Consider the following 21,609-nt stretch of genomic DNA (forward strand, 5'->3'; position numbering starts at 1 on the left):
CTCCAATTGAATTTAATTTTTTTATATGACAGTATGTTTTCTATTATGAGTTCGTATACTGCAAAATTATTGAGGGGAACTTTTGCACTTAGCGTTTTGTTTTTGAGCGCGTGTTTTTTAGTGCATGTTATGCTTCCCACAGAAGAAAAAACAGTTTCAGATTTTGATTCTTATGCATCTTTGATTAACTTTGATTATTCTAACGAAATTGCTCTGGAAGCAGGACTAAAATCTGAATACCCTGAATTTGCTGGGGGCGTTGACCGTGCTCTTGAGCTTTATCGCCAGCCACATTCCAAAGCCGCTGTTGAATGGTTTTACACACAGGTTACTGGAAGTCGTGCTGTTGCGCTTACGATTTTGGAAAACGCTGACAAAAACAACGTGCCTTTGAGCCTTGCTTTTAGCCTTGCATTTGTCGAAAGCCGATTTAATCCAAAAGCGGTTAACAGAAATTCCAATGCAACTGTAGACAGAGGTTTGTTCCAGTTGAACAGCGCATCTTTCCCACGGCTTAGCGAAGAAGAATTTTTCGATCCGTCTGTAAGTGCACGTTACGGAATGATTCATTTGCGCTGGTGTATGGATTTGGCGGGAAAAGGCAATGATGTTACCGCTCTTGCTATGTACAATGCAGGAACTTCTAGAGTAAGAGCCAACAAAACTCCACAACACACGCTCAACTATGTTGCCAAGATAAGCGCCTATCGTGCAAGGATTGAAAGCCGTTTTAATTCGGACATAGTCGCTTTTTACGATGTGCCGTATAGAAACAGCGGTTTGGTTCGTAAGTAATTCTGTTTACGCTCTCCTAAATTGGAGAGTTTTTTTTATTTAAGGGCGCATCTGCCTTCCGGCAGACCGGGCTTTACGAGGCTACGGCTTTCGCCTACGACCAAGCACAAAGCGCTTGTTTTCGCTTGTGCACACGGAGGTGTACTTACAAAATAATATCGACAGTTTTGTTAAAAACTGTCGGTTAAAGAAAAACACGGAAGTTTTTCTTTAACGCCAATCCCTTGCACGATTTTTGCGACTTACAAATATTGCAGTTTTGCAGCGGAATGTCTTTTAAACAAAAATTTGGATTTTTTTTGATTTGTTATAATTCTAATGGAATGGTGTTTTCTTTTTTTGGACGTCGACCGCAACATTTGCTTTCTGTACACCAACCTGTAACATCGCACTTTGGAACAAAAAAATTATCGCAAATCCATTTCCATTCATTTGAATATTCGCTTAAAGAGGTTTTTATTTCGTTTGCCATTTTGCGAATTTCTATGTATGCGCGAGTGCAAAGCCTCTGGTTCATAAGTGCAATCATGTTGCGCAAATTTCTTTTGTCGACGATTTTTGTCATCATCCCAAGCGGAAGTATATTTGCCGCATCTTCTTTAGAAACTCCAGCTTCTATAAGTTTTGCGTAAGTTTTTTTTATTTCTTCCATGCATCCATCATATATCTTTTTTGCGTTTTCGTTTTTTGTTACGCTTTGTGGCAGGTAAAAATCAAATTTTTCGCAGTTTACATATCTGGTCGATTCCTGTAAACGAGTTGGAGCGCCACCGATATGCGTGTAGTATTCTCTAATCGCCCTTGCAGAATAGCCTTCTATGCAAAGTTCTATGTCTACGTATTCCAATACGCGCCCATGTCCGCTTATTATGCAGTCTTGAGCACGCTTTATGTTTTTTTCTTTAGAATCTATTGGCGAATTCCAGCAGACACCTGCCATTTTGCCGATTTTTTGCAGTGGGAATTTATCTGTAGAGTCAAAAATCGTTATCATTTTTACACATATTCCTTGTGTTCGTATTTTATCTTAAAAATTTATTCTTTCCAGCGGGTATATTTGTCGCATTCAAGAATTTGCTTTGCCTTTTCTATGCTTTCTTGCGTTGGGCTTGGGGTCGATTCCAACGGATATTTTATACCCATTTCGTGATACTTTGTAATAGCAAGTCCGTGATAAGGCAAAATTTCTACACGATAAACATTTGACAAAGTTCTAATAAAATCTCTTGTCTGCGTTAAGTATTGCTCGTTTTCTGTAATTCCAGGAACTAAGACGTGCCTTATCCAAATAGGCTTTTGAATTTTATCGAGATATAAAAACATTTCGTGAACGTTTTTTCCTGTATGACCGGTCAACTTTATGTGTTCTTCTTCGTTTATGTGTTTAATGTCCATTAGAATAAGGTCTGTAACATCCATAAGTTTTTTGAATTTTTCAAACCATTCGCCTTCTTCTGTGAAAGGTCCGCCTGCGGTATCTATACAGGTGTTTATTCCAAGTTTTTTTGCTTTTGTAAAAAGTTCCAATAAAAAGTCTATCTGCAAAAGAGGCTCTCCGCCGCTAACGGTAATTCCACCCTTTTTGCCCCAGTAGGCACGACAAGAAAGTGCTTCTTTTAGAACCTCGTCAGTTTCCATCAATTTGCCGTCTTTCATAATCCACGTGTCTGGATTGTGGCAATATTTACAGCGATAGTTGCACCCCGCAAAAAAAACGATAAAACGACTTCCCGGCCCGTCAACGCAACCAAAACTCTCAAATTGATGAATATAGCCTTTCATAATATACCTCTGCTATATAATTTAACAAATTTGAGGGTGTATGAACACAAAAAGAATAGAATAACTTGTTAAGAAAATATGTTGGGAAAGAGGCGTAATCGATATGGGGGATAGAAGTGGGTAAAGATAAGAATTGAGGATTTTGTAAAAATAAAGGAACACATCTGCAACTGGATTTTAAGGAACGGAGATGAAGTTAGAATAAGAAGAAGTCAGCGATGAAAAATGAATTGATGGAAGGGATTTTACTCTCGCACACAATAAAAAATCCCCTGCGAGTTTTGCTTCACTGGGGATTTTCCTTTTTTAGTGATTAGTTGTTTTTATTCAGCTTTTTCGATTTTTATTGACTGAATGTAAACTTCGTTTGAAGCACCTATGTAAATGTTTGTTCCATTTTGTGCATCTACTGTTACAACATAATCAGGCATCTTTGCAGCTTTGCTGGTTGTATCTACTGTTTGTGTTTCTTCAGTTGTGCCTGTGTCGCCAATAGTTACTTCAAGCTTACGGTCGCCAGCTGGTTTCTTTGAATTCATAAACCAACCAACAGTGAGTTTTACCTTGCCTTTTACGTCTGCAATTTTTAATGCATCGCGTTTTATTAAAAGACCTTTTTTTGAATCATAAAAGAAAGTTGTAAAATTAGGATCGCTCGCTTTTGTTGCTCCTATTCCTGTTCCGTTTTTAGATAGGGTTAGGTTAAGAACTGCACTTTCTCCTTTTGTTGTTATGTCTGATGTAAGAGTTCCCTTTGGGGTTAGGGCAGTTATTGCACTGTCTGTACTTGGAGTAAATGTCCAAGAGTCGAATGTTGAGACTGTTGAGGCTCCTCCGCTTCCACCACTGTTTCCTGGTTGTGATGTTGGTTTGTCGTCATCACTACCACTGCTACATGCAACTGTTCCAAATAAGAGGGCTGTTGCTGCAAGCAGGATAGCCACTTTTGTTAACTTTTTCATAAAAATTCTCCTTTTTTATCTGCATGAAAGATAAAGACTACCTTTTTATGCTGACATTTATGTTTTATGCATATATTTTTAATGATAAAAGTTTAATTTAATTTTTCAGTGGTCGGGAATAGACTAAGTTGTTGCCATTTTTTAAAATACCGTTAAATTTATAATTTATTATATAAACTAGAGTATATTTTATAGAAAAATAATTTATATTATGCTCTTTACAGTTAATGAGGAGAAAATTTGGATAATATCCAAAAACTCTTTTTTAAAGATATTGTCCATAAAAATAGTTTATTATCTATAATGCGATAACGGTGAAAAAAATGAATTATGTTGAATTTAAGATATAGAAGTGCTAGAGTCCTATGCATTTAGGGGGAGAGAGATGCCTCCGTGTGGTGTTTAAGAAAAACGTCCGTGTTTTTCTTAAACGACAGTTTTTGCAAAACTGTCCTAAATGTTTGTAAATCGCACCTCCGTGTGCGACAAATGTTATAAATGCGGCAGGGATTGGCGTTAAAGAAAAACGTCCGTGTTTTTCTTTAACAGACAGTTTCTTTACAAAAACTGTCGACATTTATTGTAAGTACACATCCGTGTGCGACAGCGACAGGGATTGTAGTGGCGGCGAAGCCGTTGGCGTAAGCCAATGGAGAGTTAGCGGAACCACGCAAAGCCCGGTTTTTATGCTTGCGTAAAAAGTCGCCCTTACTCGCTTTAAGAGTATTTTAAGTATATAATGTAGAAAAGTTAGTTCATATAAAAGAGGTACTTGATGGAACTTTCAAATGTTAATTTTACTCCAGCTGTGACACCTGTGCGCATTGGTATTGATGTTGGCTCTACAACGGTTAAGGTTGTCTGCTTGGATGAAAACGATAAAATGCTTTATGGAGACTATCAGCGTCACCGTGCTGATATAAGAAATACGATTATTTCTGTTGTTTCCAAAGCGCTTGATGTTATTGAAAAAGATTTGCCACTTGGCGAAAAGCATACCGTTTCTGTTAAGGTTACGGGGTCTGGTGGGCTTTCTGTTTCGCAATGGCTGAATATTCCATTTATTCAGGAAGTTGTTGCGGCTACTACTGCGGTAAAAAAGCTTATTCCACAAACAGATGTTGTTATTGAGCTTGGCGGCGAAGATGCGAAGATTACTTACTTTACTGGCGGTGTTGAGCAGAGAATGAACGGCACCTGTGCTGGTGGTACTGGTGCTTTTATTGACCAGATGGCCGCTCTTTTGGAAACCGACGCTCCAGGTCTTAACGCACTTGCGGCAGGATTTAACACTATATATCCGATTGCGGCACGCTGTGGCGTTTTTGCTAAGACAGATGTTCAACCGCTCATAAACGAAGGTGCTAGAAGAGAAGATATTGCGGCTTCTATATTTCAGGCGGTTGTAAATCAAACTATATCCGGTCTTGCCTGCGGTAAACCTATTCGCGGTAATGTGGCGTTTTTAGGTGGACCCTTGCACTTTCTTGACCAGTTGAGACAGCGTTTTATTGAAACTCTAAAACTCACTCCACAAGAAACTATTGTTCCAGAAGATTCTCAACTTTTTGTTGCTGCGGGTTCTGCTTTTTCTGCGGAAAAAAGATACACTTGCGTTGGTGGTGAAGCCCCTAAGTCGTTTTTAACGATTGCCCAGTTTAGAGATAGCCTTAAAAATCTTGAAGGTGCTGAATTAAACGAAGTTCAACGCCTTGAGCCCCTTTTTATAGATGAAGATGATTTAAAAGACTTTCGTGAACGCCATGCAAAAGACAAGGCTAGCCGTAGCAAATTGAGCGAGGCGAGCGGCCCTTTGTTTTTGGGATTGGATGCTGGTTCTACTACAACGAAGGCGGTTTTGGTTAATAAAAAAGGCGAGATTTTATGGGATTTTTACGATGTAAATGCTGGAAATCCTGTTGACCTTGCAGTGCGTGTTTTAAAAACTTTATATACGATACTTCCTAAAGACTGTTATATTGCACGCTCTGTTTCTACTGGTTATGGAGAGGCACTGTTTCAAGCGGCTTTGGGTGTTGATGCTGGCGAAGTTGAAACGATAACTCACTATCGTGCTGCTGAATTTTTTGTTCCTGGCGTTGAATTTTTGCTCGATATTGGTGGGCAAGACATGAAATGCCTAAGGATGAAAGATGGTGCAATCACTTCTATTCAATTAAACGAAGCGTGTTCTGCAGGTTGTGGCTCGTTCCTTGCAAACTTTGCTAATTCAATGAACTTGGATATTCAAGAATTTTCTAAAAGGGCTCTTCTTGCAAAAAAGCCTGTTGACTTGGGTTCACGCTGTACTGTTTTTATGAACAGTAGAGTTAAGCAGGCACAAAAGGAAGGCGCTACTATAGATGATATTTCTGCCGGACTTTCTTATTCCGTAATTAAAAATGCCTTGTTTAAAGTTATAAAACTTCGTCGTGCTTCTGAAATTGGAACAAAAGTTGTTGTACAGGGGGGAACTTTTTACAACGATGCGGTTCTTCGTGCATTTGAAAAAATTTCTGGTGTTGAAGTATTTAGACCCGATGTTGCAGGGCTTATGGGTGCGTACGGTTCTGCACTTATTGCATACGACCAGTGGTGCGATTTAACCGCTCCAAAGCCAGGTCAGGAAAAAGGCTGGATTCCGCCTAAGGTTGTTTCTAATATAGCAACTTTGGAGCAGTTGGAATCTTTTAAAGTTGATCTTGAACTTACTCGTTGTGGCGGCTGCCAGAACAACTGTCTCTTGACGATAAACACTTTTTCTGCGGGTGGCGAAAAAAGGCAGTTTATAACGGGCAACAGGTGCGAAAGAGGATTGGAACTCCATAAGTTAAAGGATACTAAAACTGTCGACGGTTCTAACAAACAGAATACAGGTATTGATGAAGCGCCTATTGAACTCCCTAATCTTTTTGACTGGAAATATAAGAGATTGTTTAATCACTATGTTCCGCTTAGACCAGAAGAAGCGCCAATGGGTAGCGTTGGAATTCCTAGAGTTCTTAACATGTACGAAAACTATCCAATGTGGTTCACTATTTTTACAAAATTGGGATTCCAGGTAAAATTGAGCCCTCGCTCTAACCGCATGATTTATGAGCGTGGTATAGATTCAATTCCTTCTGAATCTGTATGCTATCCTGCTAAGATAAGCCACGGCCACATGGAGTCGCTTTTAAAGATGGGCTGCAAGTTTGTGTTCTACCCTTGCATTCCTTACGAAAAGCAGGAAGATTTGGGGGCAGGAAATCACTACAACTGTCCTGTTGTAACTTCTTATCCAGAAGTTTTAAAGCACAACCTCGATAATGTAATAAATGCAAAAGATTTGTTGTTTATGAATCCGTTCTTACCTATTTACGATAAAATTCGCCTTAAGGAAAGATTTTATGAGGAGATTCACAAATATTATCCGACTTTGACAGAAAAACAGGTTTATGACGCTGTTGACGCAGGTTGGAAGGAGCAAGAGCAGTTTAAACTTGATACGGAAAATGCCGCAGAAGAAGCGCTCGAACAACTCGTTGTAAGCGGTGGTAACGGAATTGTGCTTGCGGGGCGCCCATATCACCTTGATCCAGAAATCAACCACGGAATTCCAGAGATGATTCACGGATTGGGGCTCGCTGTGTTTACAGAAGATTCTGTTGCTCACCTTGGTGCAATAGAGCGACCTTTGCGCATTGTTGACCAGTGGGTTTATCACAACAGGCTTTATCGTGCTGCAAATTTTGTTGCAGGAATGCCGAATCTGGAACTTGTTCAATTAACTTCTTTTGGCTGCGGGCTCGACGCTGTAACGGCAGATCAGGTTGACGACATAATGAAGGCAAAAAGCCGAATGTACACGCTCATTAAGATTGATGAAGGAAGTAATCTTGGAGCAGTGCGAATAAGAATTCGTTCTTTGATTGCCGCTGTAAAAGCGCGCCAGCGTTCAAAGAAAAAGGTGATTGTAAAATCTTCTGCATATCAGAGAGTTGTATTTACAGAAGAGATGAAAGGCGAATATACAGTCCTTTGTCCACAGATGTCGCCTATCCACATGAGATTAATCGAAGCCGCCTTTAGGTATTCGGGATATAAAATGGTTGTTCTGGATGCGGTCGATCCAAAAGCTGTTGATGCTGGTCTTAGATATGTAAATAACGACGCTTGCTATCCTTCCATACTTGTTGCGGGGCAGATGATGCACGCTTTGGAAAGCGGAAAGTACGATATAAACAAAACTGCACTCCTGATTACTCAAACTGGTGGCGGTTGTCGTGCTACAAACTACATTGGCTTTATCCGTCGTGCATTAAACGATGCAGGCTGGGGACAGGTTCCGGTAATTTCATTGAACACAGTTGGTTTGGAAAAAAATCCCGGATTTAAATTCACCTTGCCTTTAGTTCATCGTGCGATGATGGCTTCGTTTATAGGCGACCTTTTGATGAGGGTTCTATACAGAGTTAGACCTTACGAGGCCGTTCCTGGAAGTGCAAATGCGCTTTACGAAAAATGGAATGCAAAGGTTATAAAGCAGTTAAAATCGCTTTCGATTTTTGGCTATCACAGAATGATTAGAGGAATCGTTAAAGAGTTTGACAGGCTTCCAATTCTTCCTGTAAAAAAGCCACGCGTTGGAGTTGTTGGTGAAATTCTTGTAAAATTTCATCCTACTGCAAACAATGACCTTGTAAATGTAATAGAAAAAGAAGGTGCGGAATGCGTAATGCCTGACCTTATGGACTTTGTCTATTATACGATGGCAGACGGAAAATTCCGCCACAAAGAACTTGCCTTCCCTTCAAAAGAAGAGCGAAACGGCAAATTGATAATCAAAATGCTCGATTTTTATCGCTCATACAGCAACCATTGTTTACGAAGAAGCCGCCGCTTTACAACTCCTACAAGTATTTGGAAGATGATGGATTCCGTAGAAGGAATTTGCCAAGTTGGAAACATAAGTGGCGAGGGGTGGTTCTTAACCGCAGAAATGATAGAGCTCATTCACTCTGGCGCTCCTTCTGTTGCTTGCGTACAGCCATTTGGTTGTCTTCCTAACCACATAACAGGAAAAGGAATGATTAAGGAATTGAGAAGAAAATTCCCACAGTCAAACATAAGCGCAATCGATTATGATCCTGGTGCGTCGGAAGTAAACCAGTTGAACCGCGTAAAACTTTTGCTTTCTAATGCGCCTGTAGGCGAAAACCCAGATGAATTGAAGAACGGCAAAATTTGGACAAAAAAAGGTCCGGTTGACCCGATTATCCAGTATGCGTCTGGCGGAAGTCAGTTTGTAGATGACGATCCAGTTGACGCTAAAAATATGATTCCTGCAACGACAGCTGTAAGTTAATCGTGTATAGAAAATTTGCATAAAATTGATATTTACACCGCTTGAATTTGGATTTACATCTTTTTTTAAGCGGTGTTTTTTTATTGTGAAGCCAGTTATTGCAAGCAAGTATTTTGCAGTGCCACTTTGTTATGCGATGTTTTCGATTCTATTTTCTAGTTGAAAAGCCTCATTGTGCCGATAATGTCTATTATGAAGAGATTTTTCCTTATCGTTTTTGCTTTTTTATGCCTGCCAGTTTTTGCGGATTTTAATGAGATGAATCTTCCAGATTCAACAGAAATAAGAAAGGCGATTGCACAGTCTTGGTTTTATGGCGATTTAAAAAGTATTCGCCAAAAATATTCCGAAGTTCGCATGAATGCGATTGCAGAGCCTTTTCAAGTTAGAATGGAAGAAACAGAAGGCTCTTTTGCGATAATAGTTGCTCCTCAGGTAAAACTAAAGATGGATTTCTATACAGAAGACGGCGTTGAGCAGAAGATTGTCGATGAATATCCGGGCGACGCTTTTGGCTCTTGGATTTTAAGTCGTAATTCATTAACAGGCGAGGGCGAGTGGATTAGAATTTATTTTTCTGTGAACAGCGAAATGTACATTCAATTTGCTCCCAACGGAAATATAACCCTTGCAGATTTCGTTATTGCAGGTCTTTACGCTGCAAAAGGCGTTCCGATTGGTATTCCATTTGAACAACTTTATACGGCATCGTTCAGAGAAATTTTACAAGCAACGGAAAAAATCCTACCGTGGAAATATGCGGATTTGAAACTTGGACAGTTTGGCTCAAAATTGCAGATGATTGGCGTTATAAGAAAAAATTTGAATAGGATTCACTATTCGCCTGCTTCATGCTATGACGAAAACGGGGAGCTTGTTGATATTTTTTCTGGAGAAATACGAAAAGTTGAATCGAAAGATTTTTTGGAATTGGATTCGGCTGGCTTTTTAAAATGGATAGCCGACGGACTTGTAGAGCCCGTTGCAGGAAGTCATCTTTATGTAAAACCGCTCTTAGTGCAAACGGTTGAATACGAAAAAATAGGTTTGCAGGCAAAATTGAATCAAAGCTTGCCACTTTCTTTTACGCTTGACTGGTGTCGTAATCTTGCAGCCGCCTGTCTTTCTATAAGAAGTTCAAGGCATTACCTTTGGAATGATTCCCATGCAGATGTTAAAATTGAGCCTTTTAGCGCAGAAGTTACATCGCAGGGAATAACGCAAACTGTAGGTTATATAAAAGATTCAGGATATGAAGTTGAAAAATTAAAACCTCTGCTGTATGTTTTGGCTTCTACAGAACCCACTTATTGCTATCTCGCTGCCGTAAAACGTCCTGCAAAAACTTCTGGCAATTTGCCCCTGGAATATTTTGTGTTTGACGAATGTGCGGTGATTTTTCCGTATTATGATAAAAACGGTCATTTTGAATGTGTCATTTTTGAGAATGGCAAGGAACTTTCTTTGACTCAATTTGTTAATAAGTATAAGGGATGTTTTGTCAATCTTTCGAGGTTGCTCACAGAAAATTCTTTTTTCCCTGATTAAAATACTTTCTTGAATTGGAGTTTTAATGAAAAAAAAATTATACGTTTTTGCTCTCGCTTCCTTTTTTGTGGGAGCGGCGCTTTTTGCAGATGAAGCATCGTCGCTTTTTTTTAAGATGCAGGACTCATATTCGAGTGGATTTTATCCAGGCGTTATTCGTTTTGCAGATGAAATTTTGCAGGATGAGCGGAATTCGATTTATTTTTCTAAAGCAAAACTTTTAAAAGCACAGTCGCTTTTAAAAATGGAAAATGCAAACGATGCTCTAAAAATTCTAACTTCATTCAAAATTAAAGATGAAAATCAAAAGGAATTAAACGCAAATCGATTTTATTGGCTTGGTCGCTGCTATTTTGAGCTAAAAAATTATGATGCGGCAAGCACTTGTTTTTACGATGCAGAAAAAATTTTAAAAGATTTTGATTCTCGTGATGAAAAAAAACTTTTTGTAAATTGCGTATATTTTTCTGGAAAAACAGAATTCCAAAGAAAAAATTATTCGGCGGCGACATGCTGTTTTGAGTTTGCAATAAGAAATGCAAATCATCTTTCCTCTTTTGAATATGAAGATTCTGCTGTTCTCTTAGTTGAAAGTCTTTTTTTAGACGAAAATTTTAAAAAGGCAGAAATCTATGCAACCGAGTTTGTAAAAGAAAATTTCCAGAGCCAAAATCATTTTCGATTGATTTTAACGCTTGCAAATTCTTTGGAAAAACAGAAAAAAAATGATTTGGCTTACGAATATTACAGTCAGCTTTTTAACGAAGATTCCTCCTCGTCTGGCAAAAGCCAGTTTTGGACTCAACTTGCAATAGAAGCTTTTGAAGACAAAGATTTTTCAAAATCGCTTTCGTATTTTGATTACGCTAACAAAAATGCTTCGATACAGGAAAAACAGATTGCGCTTCTCTATCGTGCGGAAATTTTATTTTTGACTTCCAAAAAAGATGTTGTCTCCAAAGCAAAAGATTCTTTGGAAGAAATCAACAAAAATTGGAAAACGCTACATTTTGAAGAAGAAAAATTTTATTACGAGTATGCAATGCTTTTGCGTGCTAAGTTTGCGGGTTTGTGTGGACTTTGGAATGAATGTCTTGAATATGCAAGTTTAAAAAATGTTCCGCAAAATCTTGAAGATGAGTTTATTTATTGGCAGGCGAACGCATTTTATAACTTGGGTGAATATTCAAAAGCGCTTTCTCTTCTTGAAAAAAAGGAAAATTTTACAGAAGTGCAACTTTTGCTCTTAAAAGCAAATCTGCTTGCAAGAAGTGGAAAGTACACCGAAGCGAATAAAATTTTTTCTGCTTTGGACGAAAAAAATCTTTTGGATTTGAACGGTAATTTAGATTATGCAAAAAGTCTTTTGAGCGCAGGTTATTTGGAATCTTCTTTTGAGCAAAGCCAAAAATCTTACGAAAAACAAAAAAAAGAAAACGCTCTAAACAAAAAACAAGAATCGCAAGCCCAATATTTAAAAGCGATTTCTCTTTTTAACAGAAAGCAATGGACTGGTGCCGAGCAGGAATTTAAAAATTCAATTTCGAAGAATTCTTTAGATTCAAAAACTCAAACTTATGCAAGTTTTTATTTAGGTTACAGCCAATATCAATCTGCAAAATATGACGAAGCCTATTTAAATCTCAAAAAAGTTGCGGACGAAAATCCTAACTCTGCAATTTTCTGGCAGTCAATGATTCTTGCAAGCCGTGCTGCTTTGCAGTCAAAAAAATACGCGGATGCACTTTTGGTTGCAAAAAAAGCGATGGATTTTTCTGTAAATGAAGAACAAAAACAGGAAAGCACTTTTTTAACTGTTGGAATTTTGACCGATATAGAACGATATGATGAAGCGATTTCGATTTTGGAAAAACATTTTTCTGCAAAAACCGATTTTGCCTATCAATGCAAATTCTTGGCGGCCGATATAATGATTCAAAAAAAGTCTTATTCACAGGCACAAGATTTGTATTTATCGCTTTCAAAAGAAAAAAAAGCAGGAAGGATTGCGGAAGATTCAACTTTTAGGCTCGGAGAACTTTTGTATTCTCAAAAAGATTATTTAAAAGCCGCAGAAGTTTTTGAATCGTACATCAAGAATTATGAAAATGGGAATTTTTTTGTAGCTTCGCTTTATTTTGCAGCCTCTTGCCTTGAAAATTTGGGAAATAAACAAAAAGCAATTTTGTATTATGAGCAAGTTGCAAAAATTGGAGAAAATTCAACATACTTATATCCTGCAAAGCAAAAACTGGAAGAACTTTCCAAAAATCGAAAATCAATTTCGCTGCTTGAATCAAAACAAGCGGAATACGAAAAATCAGGCAAAAACACGACCATCCAGGGACGAAAAATCGGCACAGAACTTTGCGAACTTTATAAACAAAATGGCGACAGTTTTGCAAAAATTGAAAAGTTTGCGAGCGAATTGCTCGAAATTCAGTCCAAGTTTGAAGGGGAAAGTGGAGATTCTGCAAAAACTGCAATCATTCTGGCAGAAATTTATCGCAACCAAATAAAAAATGAAAAATCAGCAAATACTTATCTTATGGCAGCTCAATTTGCAAGAAAAGCGGGGCTTTCTTCCTTTGCAGAGCGAAGCCTTTACGGAGCGGTAGAAGCGTTTGATGCGGCAGGCTTAAAAGGCGATGCTAGTTCAACAGCAAAAACTTTGAGCGAGTTATATCCTTCGAGCGATTATGCAAAGCAGGCGAATAAACTTTTAAAAAATTAACTTTGGAGAAAATATGAAAAAATCGATTTTAATTGGAGCAATTTTATTGCAGGCGTTTTTTATATCTGCGCAAAATCAAAGCTCACAAGGCGAAGAAATTGAACTTCCAGATGTTACAACTGTTGTCGCTGGAACGGTTTTGACGGCTGGCAAGGATTCTATCCCAGATTATTCAAAAATAATTCCGAATGAAAATGATTCTGAGTTTGCTCTTCCAAAATTTGAAAGCAAAAAACAAAATGAAGATATTTCTGGAACTTCATCTCAAGACGAAAACGAAAAATCCGTTTACGCGGAAGGCAAAATAGGCGGCGGTTTTCCATTTTATTTTACAGGCGATTTTTCTGTTTATAGAACAACAGGAAATTCTCCGTTTGCAATAAATTTTTTTCACGAAAATGCAGAAGGATTTGTTTCTAAAGATGTTGAAGATGGATTTTTTTACAGAAATACAAAAATCGACTTAAAAAAACAATTTTTCCGCGAAAAAAGCGAATACGATTTTTCTGCCTTTTACAAAAATGACGACCGAGGATTTCAATTAAAATCAACTTCGTTTACGGATTATCTTAAAAATAATTTTGGTGGCGAGGCGTTTGCATCTTGGAAATTGACAAACGACTGGAACCTTTCTGCAAAATTAAATTCTTCTTATTACAGCCGCTACGGAACAACATATCCAGGTGCGGTATCTTTGAACGACGATTTTCAAAAGAGTGCAAAGATATTCAGCATTTCGCCAGAAATCGATTTTGGTTTAAAAAAATCAAATTTCGCTCTCAATTTTTCTGCAAAATATCAAAGCCAGTTAAACATGAAAGATTCTGGAACTTTGCAAAAAGCCGCTTACGCTACAAGTGCAGAATCTACTCATCGTGCAAATTTGGGAATAGATTTTGCATGGACGGATGAAAATGTAAAACTTTTTGGTGCGGTATCGGCTGTTGTTGGAACTTCAATAGGCAATCATAATTTTTTAATTCCTTTTATTTTGGGAACTCAATTCAACTTAAAAACGCCGCTTTCTTCGAGAAGTGCGATATTTAAAATTCAAGGTGGAATCGATTCGTTTTTGACTTTGGCTTCAATTTTGGAAGAAAAAAATCCGTATTCTGTTTTGCCTTCTCTTCCGAGTGAACAAAGCGACTGGTATGCAAACTTTTATGCGAGTTTGCCTGTAAAGGATTTTTTTGATTTTGACTTGAATGCCGAATTCAGAAAAACTGCTTTTGACAATGGATTTTGGCAAGCAAATTATTCTGATTCAACAACGCTTCTGGCCTCTGGGTTTTATAGATTGCAGCAGACAAACCGCACAGATTTTAATAGCGAAGCGATTTTTAAATTTAGTTTAGAGCAACTGCGCTTTTCTGTGGGCTGGAAATCTTATTGGCTCGATGTGCCATATATCGAAGAAGGGCAGGCTTTAAAAGGTGAATTTTTTTATGGAGCAAAAGATTCTGCTTGGGAATTTGGGGCGAGTTTAAAACAATTTTTTGCAAGCGAAAGCGATAAAACTCCTGTTTTAGATATGAACGCTTCGCTTAAAGCGTCGCCATCCATTCGGCTTGCCCTCGAAGCAACCGATATTATAAAATTGATTCTAAACAGGAGCAGAGCTTTTGCGTCAAGCGAATATGTTCTCGATTCATCGCACATAAAAATGCTGGTGAAGTTTCAATTTTAGAAATTTGATAAAAACACTTACAAAAAATGAATATCATTTTGTAGATTTATAAGAATAGAGGAAAATTATGTTAAATTTATTAAAATCTGGCGGAATTTTGATGATTCCGATTGTTCTATGCGGAATTGCAGCGACTTATATAATAATTGAGCGCTGTGTTTATTTTTCGATGCTCAAAAAAAACGATTCTATCTTAAAGAATAATCTAAAAGATGCACTGATTAAAAAAGATTATTCTGCGGCAGACGCATTTTGCACCGCTTGTGGAACTCCGCTCGCTCAAGTTGTAAAAAAAGCAATTTCTATGAGGAATTTGGAAGAATCGTATTTAAAAGAAATAATAGAAACAGAAGTTGAAGCGGTCATTCCGCAATATGAGCATTCGCTTACGCTCTTGGGAACTATTGCAAATATTTCTACTTTGCTCGGACTTTTTGGAACTGTAACCGGCAACATAAAAGCGTTTGGAGTTTTGGGCGCTGGTGCTGCAATGGGAAATCCTGCTGTTCTTGCAGGGGCGATTGCAGAAGCGCTGGTAACTACAGCGGCAGGACTTTTTGTGGCGATTCCGTCGATGATTTTTTCAAACTATTTTACGCGAAGGGTGAATAAAGAGATAACTTTGCTCCAATCTTATTCTACAGAAATTTTATTAAGGCTTACAGGACATTTAAACTGATGAAAATTATACGAAAGCGGGGAATGAATGCAGTTTCTGATTTAACTGCGATGATAGATATTGTTTTTCAGCTGATACTTTTTTTTCTTGTTTCTACGACTTTTGCGGTCTTGCCAGGCATAAATGTAAATCTTCCACAAAGTTCTACAGCACAGGCAGAAAGCATTGGCGGAATTACGATTACGGCAGGCGAAAACGGAGAACTTTTTTTTAATGAAGAAAAGGTTTCGATGCAAACTTTGGACGATAAATTAAAAAAGTTTGATACAGAAGGAAAAAATCGCGAAGAGTATCCGATAACTCTGGAAGCCGACGAAAAAGTTACAAATGGAACTATCGTAAAAATTTTTGATGTTTTGCGAAAAAATGGTTTTGTCGCCGTAAATTTGAGGACAACCGAATAATGACAAAAATTGAACGCCGTCCCAATAAGATTGCATTTTTGGGAACTTTTGCAGTCTGGATTTTTCTTTTTGTCTTATTTTCTTTTGCGTCGCTTTTGCCACAGAAAAAAGTTTATAAGTCTGTAAAAATTTCTTTAAGTGAATCTACAACGCCTTTGCGTGCAGAAAAAAAAGAAGCTGCTCCTCCAGCACAAGAGCTAAAGCCTGATAAAGAAACTGCAACGCAGGAATCTGCACAAAAAATTGAGGAAAAGTCTGTTCAAAAAGCACAGCAAAAGCCTGCTGTAAAAAAGCAGGAAACTGCAACTGCTCCAGTGGGAAAAAAGACCGAGAATGTTCCAGAAAAAAAAGCCGTTCAAACACTGCAAAAAAGCGTTGAAGAACTTATGGCAGAACAGAGAAAATCTCGCCTAGTGCAAAAAAAAGAATTTGACTGGAGCAAATTTGAAAACTCTTCTTCTGAAACTTCAAATTCTTCTCCGTCGACGGCTAGTTCAAACTTACAGACAACGCCTGTAAATAAGATAAACGAATTTGAAGGAACTTCTGCACAGGCTGCTGCATCGGAAAATTCTTCTTCAAAAAGTTCAAATTCTTCTTCGCAAGCAAACAAAAATGTTTCATCTTCCACTTCTGCTGCATTAAAAAATATCGCTTCTTCCAGTTATAGTTCTACGGCAGGAAACGGTGTTACTTCGACTTCTAACATAAAAACGGCGAGTTCCCCAGACGGAAAAATTGCTTTGGTTATGAGCGATGGAACGAGCAGAACTTTGCTTGAACCGGAAAAACCTGTGATAAATTTGTCGCCAGCGGCAAGTGCAACTATTTCTGCAACGGTGGAATTGAATATAAGTTTTACCGTAAATCCAGATGGAAGAGTTTTAGTGAATTCTATAAAAATTCCTTCTGCACTGACTTCTGCTTTGGTTAGACGCGAAATAGAAGAGCAGATAAGCCGATGGAGATTTACTGCGGATTCTGATTCTGCAACTGCATTTTTTACACACAGAATTGTAAAACGATAAATGCGGAAAGGGGTGGAGTGGTGAGCGAAGCGAAAACAAACGCTTTTGCGTTTGGTCGTAGGCTTTAAGCCGGAGCCACGCAACACCTGGTTTTTGCGAACGCAAAAATCCGCCCTATAAAATTTCCTAAGCGAACAAAGTTAAAAAACATTATTGTTCATAATAAAAGTTTTCTTTATAATTTTAAGAATGTTGGACGGCATAAGTGTAATTGCGTTTGATATAGATGGAACTTTGTACTCGTCTTTTGGATTTTATGTAAAAATAATTCCGTATTTTCTGAAAAATTTAAAATTCTACATAAAGTATAACAAGGTTCGAAAAATCCTGCACAAAACCGCTCCTCTTCCTGATTTTTATGAATTTCAGGCACGGCTTCTGGCTGAACTTTTAAAATGTCCTGTTGAAGAGGCAAAAGAGAAAATTCAAAAAATTGTTTATGACGGAATGAAGCCGTATTTTAAAAAGACAAAACCTTTTGCGTATGTTGAAGAAACTTTTTCACGATTGAAAAATGCAGGATTTAAAATTGCAATCCTCTCGGATTTTCCGCCGGAACAAAAAGGCGAAATGTGGGGCTTGATTCCGTATTGCGATGCAATTTTGGGGTCAGAAGCTTGTGGCGCTTTAAAACCTTCGATTTATCCGTTTGGAATTCTTGCCCATACGCTTGGCGTAAAAACTGGGAATATTTTGTATGTTGGGAATTCTATAAAGTACGATGTAAAAGGGGCAAAAAATGCGGGATTAAAAACCGCTTACATAATGCCGTTTTGGAGAAAGTTGCTGAATCTCCCATACAAACTTGCTGACATCAATTTTTCAAACTATCGTCAACTGGCAGATATTGTGTTAAAATGTCCTCAATAACAACAGATTTACATACAATATAAAGTTCATTTTTGGGTGGGTAAAAAATTGGCTGTTCTCTCTATTCTTATATCGACGATTGCTGCTGTTGCTGTGGTCATGTTTTTTCGTTTAACCGACAAAGAAAATAATTCGATGAACAAGGTTAAGCACTATACGGATTCCAGAATAAATCAAATTGATGAATATTTTAGTTCTAGGTCTTCTAATCTGGATGCGCTTTCTGCGGATTTGGAAACTCATCAGACTTCCGCAGTAGCCGCCGTAAACAGGCTTGAAAAGCAGATTGAAGAATTTAAGTTGATGAGCCGCGGCTTTGAAGAACAGTTTGCAAAGGTCGATAATATTACAAAGAAAATTGATGAATACGGTAAAGCGCTCGGCGAACTTATGGAGATGACAGACCGAGTTGAAGAAAACCTTGTTGCAGTAAAAAAAGAAAGTGCTGTTGTAGACCGGCTCAATTCAAAATTAAACGAAGAAACAAAAGCGGTTGATGCTTTGGAAAAGAAAATTCCACTTATAATTCAAGAATTTAAAAATAAGAACAACGACAGTTTAAAAATCATAGGCACAGAATTGTTGAATCAATTTAACTCTCGTGCCGCACAGGTTGAATCTTCTGTAAAAAATTCTGCTGCTCATTCCGATGAAATTCTTTTAAAGGTTGAGCAGGGAATAAAAACTGCCTACGAAGAGGCGACCAAAAAAGCAAAAAATCTTGAGGATGAAGCATTCAAACGACTTGCAGAAGAAGCAAAAAATCGCACCGATTCGTATATAAAAAAATTGATGGAGCGAACGGCTCAACTTTCAAAAGAACAGGAAAGCAAATTGATGGAAATGCAAAAAAATCAGGAAATTTTCAACAATGCATTTTCGACTTCGATGGCAGAAAAATCTGCGGCTTTGGAAGATGAATTTAGAAACAAAACAGCCTCTCTTTCATCTTTGCTCGCTATGAAGCATGAAGGATTTTCTAAAGATTTGGATTCAAAAATCTATTCTCTGGAAGAGTCTCTTAACGAACAGGTCAGTTTTTTTGATACAAAAATAAAGGAACATGCCGAATCCACCCGAAAACTTAGCGAAGAACTTGTGGCAGAACTTAACGGCAGCGGAAAAAACATGGAAGCGCTAAAAGCAAAACTTGAAAAACAGACCGCAGAACTTGACCAAAAGTATTCGGGGCTTTTTGAAAAGGCGATTACGGATGCTACTCAAAAAGAAAGTGCCGCGTTTGAAAAATTCCAAGACATTGCAGATAAGCATCTTACAAATTACAAAACCACAGTCGAAAATAAAATCAACAAAATTGAAAGCGAAGTAAACAATCGTGTTAGCGTTTTAAATGATGAACTCAATAAATCTGTCGCAATCATTCAAAATTCTATGAATGACAGCAAAACTGGAGCAACTGCAACTGCCGAGACAATTAAAAAAGCGACAGAAACTGCAAATGCTCAACTTGCGGATTTTCAAGCTCAGGCGGATGCAAAAATTGAAGCAATCAATAAGATGCTTGCAGAGAATATGGCAAAAATATCTTCTGCGTACGATATTAAGCAGACCCAGTTGCTTGCTGAAGTTGACAGGCAGCTTGAAGAATATCGCAAAGATATGGAATATCGCTTTAATAAATTGCAGATGGCAACGAGTGATGTCGATGCATTGGAAAATACACTTCGCGTTGCATTGGAAAAAACACAACAGGACGTGCTTAAAGATTTTAAATCTTTTGCTGATTTGCAGACGAGCGAGCAAAAACAATTTGAAAACGGTGTAAAGGAAAATAATCAAGCGTTAATAGAGCAAATTTCTTCCCTTGAAAAAAATCTTGACGATATGAAAGCTGCTGCAAGTGGAAATGTGAGCGCAGCTCTCAGCGATTTTGAAGCGAAATTTGATGATGACCTTAAAAAACGCAGCGAAAGCATGGATGAGCGTCTTAACGGCTGGAAAAATGCGATGGAATCGAAACTTTCTATTGTACAAAGCGATTTTGAAGATAACAGGCGTGAACTTGAAAATAAATATTCAGAAAATCTTAAAAACGAACTTCTGGAATTGCAAAAGCGCAGTTCTGAGCAGGCGGAATCTGTAAAACAGGGAATTGAAAAAACAGAAACGGAATTGAGGTCAAATCTCGAAGAACTTGAAAAGTCTTTGAAAGAATTCGCTTTGAACAGTCGCACTCAAATTCAGGATGCAACTGCGGGTCAGGATTCCTTTGTAAAAACGTCGCTGGATTCTTATAATCAGAGAATTTTAGAATTGCTCGCAAAGGCAGAAAAAGATACTCAACTAAGGCTTGCTTCTCTGGACGAAAATATAAAAGCTCAGTCAGAAAACAACAGAACGAATATAGACGCTATGCTTGGTGAATACAACGTTTGGAGAAATCAATTAAAAACTCAATTTGACCAGACAAAAAATATGTTTGCAGAGCAGCTCAACGGAACAAAAGAGGCTTCTGTTCAAAAAATAGAAAGTTTAAAAGAAGAATTGGAACAGAGTTTTGATGATTTTAAAAATTCTACAAAAAAGGAAAGAGAAGAACTTTCTGCGACAATCGACAATTTGCAACGCAATGTTGACGAGTCGATTTCAAGTTATAAGGAGCGTTCACAATCCATTGTTTCACAGTTGAGCGAAATGTATGAACAGATGCTGAACGATACTCAAAAGCGAGTTAGGGAACAAAATATTGAATCCGAAAAGAATTTGCGCGACATTCGCTCTAAAATTCAAGAAATCAACGAAAGTAACGATACTCGCCAAGCAGAAATGGTAATGAAAATGCAAAATGACGCTTCTGATCTTCAAAGCCGCTTGAGCGAAATTGACAAAGAAGTTAAAGATTTTTCAAATCAGATGCAGGTTTATCAAAAAGCGGAACAATTAAAAACTCAACTTGAATCAGAACTTTCTGAGTTAAAAAACGAGATAAGCAGAGTGGAAACTTTCCAGTCAACTGTTGATGAATTAAACGGAAGTTTCCGTTCTATAAGGAATTTAAACGAAGATGTAAATTCAAAGTTGAGCAAATTTTCAAGTGAGAAAAATCGCATTGACGAAATGGAAAAAGATTTTAGTCGCCTTGTCCAGTTGAGCGAGCAGATGGATCAGAAAATAGTAGAATTGAACAGAACAAGCGACGATTTGACTTCGATGCAGTTGAATGTCAGAAAATTCCAAGAGACTTTGGGTGAAATTTCAACGAGATATGACAGGCTTGAAACCAAAGGCAAACAGATTGATGTTATATCCAACGAAGTCGATAAAACTTTTGATGTTCTAAAAAATCTCGAAGCGCGTTTAAACGATGCAAGTCGGCATGCGGATACCCTTCCTGCCCAAATTGAAGATGTTCAAAAAAATATTGATAACCTCGTTAGCAATCGCGCCAAGATAAATGAAGCGGTTGAACAGTTGTCATCGTTGGATAATATACTTTTGCAGGCAGAAGAAAAAGTTAAGCAGATTCAAACTAGCAGAGAGGGTATTGGACGTACTGAAACAAGGTTGCAGCAACTCGATGCAAAAATCGACCAAAAGATGAACTTGCTCGCTGCCATAACGAACGAAGATTTAAAGAAAAATCCTGAACCGCTGGGCAAGGGACTTTCGCCACAAGACCGCGAAAATATAATCAATTTGAGAAGACAAGGCTGGGAAGTTGAACAGATTGCCCGCACTATGAAGCGCAGCATTGGCGAAATCGAAATGGTTATAGAGATGGGAAATCTAAACTAAGCGAAGTTTTGAAAAGC

The 21,609-nt window shown here is 37.9% G+C and carries 13 protein-coding genes; 10 read left to right on the forward strand and 3 right to left on the reverse strand.

Annotation, left to right across the window (positions count from 1 at the left end; genetic code table 11):
- A partial coding sequence (locus tag FXX65_RS09325; RefSeq protein ID WP_342781539.1) for a transglycosylase SLT domain-containing protein occupies positions 1-795 on the forward strand: 795 nt, incomplete at its 5' end.
- A gap of 307 nt (positions 796-1,102) precedes the next feature.
- Here the strand turns inward: FXX65_RS09325 and FXX65_RS09330 are convergent.
- From FXX65_RS09330 to FXX65_RS09340, 3 genes are all read right to left on the reverse strand, one after another.
- Positions 1,103-1,789 (reverse strand): FAD-dependent thymidylate synthase, encoded by a 687-nt coding sequence (locus FXX65_RS09330; RefSeq protein ID WP_147616044.1) that lies wholly within the window; start codon positions 1,787-1,789, stop codon positions 1,103-1,105.
- A 41-nt stretch (positions 1,790-1,830) separates the two neighbouring features.
- Positions 1,831-2,577, reverse strand: a complete 747-nt coding sequence (gene pflA, locus FXX65_RS09335; RefSeq protein ID WP_147613645.1) for a pyruvate formate-lyase-activating protein — start codon at positions 2,575-2,577, stop codon at positions 1,831-1,833.
- Positions 2,578-2,900: 323 nt separating this feature from the next.
- Positions 2,901-3,539, reverse strand: a complete 639-nt coding sequence (locus FXX65_RS09340; RefSeq protein ID WP_147616045.1) for a hypothetical protein — start codon at positions 3,537-3,539, stop codon at positions 2,901-2,903.
- Between the two features lie 775 nt (positions 3,540-4,314).
- Between FXX65_RS09340 and FXX65_RS09345 the strand changes: the two genes are divergently transcribed.
- From FXX65_RS09345 to FXX65_RS09385, 9 genes are all read left to right on the forward strand, one after another.
- Positions 4,315-8,886, forward strand: coding sequence for a 2-hydroxyacyl-CoA dehydratase (locus tag FXX65_RS09345; protein WP_147616046.1), 4,572 nt, complete (start codon positions 4,315-4,317; stop codon positions 8,884-8,886).
- 192 nt (positions 8,887-9,078) lie between these two features.
- The gene (locus FXX65_RS09350) at positions 9,079-10,434 is read left to right on the forward strand and encodes a hypothetical protein (RefSeq protein WP_147616047.1); all 1,356 of its coding nucleotides are present in this window, start codon (positions 9,079-9,081) and stop codon (positions 10,432-10,434) included.
- A 25-nt stretch (positions 10,435-10,459) separates the two neighbouring features.
- Positions 10,460-13,168, forward strand: a complete 2,709-nt coding sequence (locus FXX65_RS09355; RefSeq protein WP_147616048.1) for a tetratricopeptide repeat protein — start codon at positions 10,460-10,462, stop codon at positions 13,166-13,168.
- Positions 13,169-13,181: 13 nt separating this feature from the next.
- Positions 13,182-14,855 (forward strand): hypothetical protein, encoded by a 1,674-nt coding sequence (locus tag FXX65_RS09360; RefSeq protein WP_147616049.1) that lies wholly within the window; start codon positions 13,182-13,184, stop codon positions 14,853-14,855.
- A gap of 67 nt (positions 14,856-14,922) precedes the next feature.
- Positions 14,923-15,534, forward strand: coding sequence for a MotA/TolQ/ExbB proton channel family protein (locus tag FXX65_RS09365; protein ID WP_147616050.1), 612 nt, complete (start codon positions 14,923-14,925; stop codon positions 15,532-15,534).
- Positions 15,534-15,938 carry an ExbD/TolR family protein gene (locus FXX65_RS09370; protein WP_147613655.1) on the forward strand — a complete coding sequence of 135 codons (405 nt, stop codon included), beginning with the start codon at positions 15,534-15,536 and terminating at the stop codon, positions 15,936-15,938. The genes FXX65_RS09365 and FXX65_RS09370 overlap by 1 nt, the downstream gene beginning before the upstream one ends.
- A complete protein-coding gene (locus tag FXX65_RS09375; RefSeq protein ID WP_147616051.1) occupies positions 15,938-16,966 on the forward strand; it encodes a hypothetical protein in 1,029 nt (342 codons plus the stop codon). Before FXX65_RS09370 ends, FXX65_RS09375 begins: the two co-directional genes overlap by 1 nt.
- 189 nt (positions 16,967-17,155) lie before the next feature.
- A complete protein-coding gene (locus FXX65_RS09380) occupies positions 17,156-17,836 on the forward strand; it encodes an HAD family hydrolase (protein ID WP_187107426.1) in 681 nt (226 codons plus the stop codon).
- Between the two features lie 36 nt (positions 17,837-17,872).
- Positions 17,873-21,592 (forward strand): SpiroCoCo family coiled-coil protein, encoded by a 3,720-nt coding sequence (locus tag FXX65_RS09385; RefSeq protein WP_408057374.1) that lies wholly within the window; start codon positions 17,873-17,875, stop codon positions 21,590-21,592.
- Positions 21,593-21,609 lie beyond the last annotated feature (17 nt).

This window comes from Treponema pectinovorum (assembly GCF_900497595.1).
Classification (GTDB): Bacteria; Spirochaetota; Spirochaetia; order Treponematales; family Treponemataceae; genus Treponema_D; species Treponema_D pectinovorum.